Here is a 1,978-nt window from a genome sequence, read left to right on the forward strand (position 1 = left end):
AAGGCCAATGCCTTTACCTCCTCCAGTCACAATCCCTATACGGCCTGCAAGCCGGCGCATTTCTATCCCTTTACAGGATGCTTTTAACCGCTGATATAATGTCCTCTACCTGGGGCAAGGCCGCTCTTTCAAGATTTTGAGCGTACGGGATAGGAACGTCCTTACCAGCTACAATCTGGATAGGAGCATCTAAATAATCAAAAGCTTTTTCCATAATTCTGGTTGCCAACTCAGAGGCAAAACCACAAGTTCTATGCCCTTCGACTACCACCACAGCTCGCCCTGTTCTTTGAACTGAATTGACAATAGTATCTATATCAAGGGGTTTAAGGGTACGAGGGTCTACCACTTCAACGCTTATGCCTTCCTCTTGGAGCCTGGCAGCTGCTTCCATGGCCAGAAGAACCATCCTAGAAGTAGCCACTATTGTTACATCATCTCCGTGCCTTTTAATATCGGCAACACCTATCGGAAGTACATATTCCTCTTCTGGAACAGGGCCTTTTACAGGGTAAAGCAATTTATGCTCTATGAACACTACAGGGTTATCATCACGAATAGCCGCTTTTAAAAGGCCTTTAGCATCGTAAGGAGTAGAGGGCATTATCACTTTAAGACCTGGTATATGAACAAACCAAGCTTCAAGACTCTGAGAGTGCTGAGCAGCATTACCTCGGCCTCCTCCTCCTTGTGTTCTTATTACAATTGGGACTTTAAGCATTCCGCCCGACATATATCTAAGTTTGGCTGCTTGGTTAACGATTTGATCCATCGCCAAAGTAGCGAAATCTATGAACATTATCTCTACCACAGGACGTAAGCCGCACAGAGCCGCTCCAATACCAGCCCCTACTATTGCTGCTTCAGAAATTGGGGTATTCCTTACCCGCTTTTTTCCAAACTCTTTCCACAAATCACGAGTAACTCCGAAAGGGCCCCCATGTTCTGCTATATCTTCTCCCATTATGAAGACCCTTTCATCGCGTTGCATTTCTTCCCTTAAAGCTTCATTGATAGCTTGCGTATAAGTTATCTCACGATGAGACATGTTCTATATCCTCCGTGTTAGCTTCTAAGTAACCTTAAACATAGAGATCTTCATATAAAGCTTCCAAAGGTGGCTCCGGGCTTCGCAAAGCAAAATCCCGGGCTTCTTGGATAATCTTCTTGGTTTCTTCATGCATCCTTTCCTTTTCCTTTTCATCCAATAACCCTTTATCCAGCAGATACTTTTCAAAGCATTTCACCGGATCTTTCTTTTTCCATTGCTCGACTTCTTCCTTTGTGCGGTAGACCATAGGATCACCTACCATATGGCCTTCCCAACGGTAAGAATTGGCTACCACGAGGGTGGGGCCTTCCCCTTTTCTGGCGCGTTGAGCTGCTTGGCTAACAACTTCATAAACAGCCAAAACATCATTACCATCCACCGAAATGCCAGGGAAACCATAGGCTAAAGCTCGCTGTGATAGGTCGCTTATAGCAAAGGCATAATCTACCCTTGTAGATAAAGCGTAAAGGTTGTTCTCACAGAGAAAAACGATGGGCAATTTCCATATAGCCGCGAGGTTCGCTGCTTCATGAAAAGAACCTTGATTTAGGGCTCCATCTCCGAAGAAGCAGAGCACTATTTGTCCTGTGTTCAAATACTGGCTAGCCAAGGCAGCTCCCACTGCAATAGGAATGCCTCCCCCCACTACGCCGTTGGCTCCTAACATACCCTTAGAGAAATCAGCTATATGCATGGAACCCCCTTTGCCCTTGCAATAACCGGTAACCCTACCCAAAACCTCTGCCATCATCTTTTTAGGATCACCGCCTTTTGCAATACAATGTCCGTGACCACGATGAGTGCTAGTTATGAGGTCTTTTTCCTCCAAAGCTGCACAAGCTCCTACTGCTGTAGCTTCTTGCCCCAAATATACGTGAGTGGAACCTCGTATATGACCTTCATAAAAAAGTTTCATCACCTCTATCT

2 protein-coding genes are annotated in these 1,978 nt (G+C 45.3%); both read right to left on the minus strand.

The genetic code is table 11. The features are described from left to right. Positions 1-70 precede the first annotated feature (70 nt). Positions 71-1,048 carry an alpha-ketoacid dehydrogenase subunit beta gene (locus NZ900_09705; GenBank protein ID MCS7234353.1) on the minus strand — a complete coding sequence of 326 codons (978 nt, stop codon included), beginning with the start codon at positions 1,046-1,048 and terminating at the stop codon, positions 71-73. A gap of 34 nt (positions 1,049-1,082) precedes the next feature. Next, positions 1,083-1,976 (minus strand): thiamine pyrophosphate-dependent dehydrogenase E1 component subunit alpha, encoded by an 894-nt coding sequence (locus NZ900_09710; GenBank protein MCS7234354.1) that lies wholly within the window; start codon positions 1,974-1,976, stop codon positions 1,083-1,085. Positions 1,977-1,978 lie beyond the last annotated feature (2 nt).

Source organism: Synergistota bacterium, assembly GCA_025060595.1.
In the GTDB taxonomy this organism is placed as follows: Bacteria; Synergistota; GBS-1; order GBS-1; family GBS-1; genus 42-11.

Bases quoted from the DNA above. Each gene is read 5' to 3' on its own strand.
- NZ900_09705 (MCS7234353.1), bottom strand. From the start codon at position 1,048: ATGTCTCATCGTGAGATAACTTATACGCAAGCTATCAATGAAGCTTTA.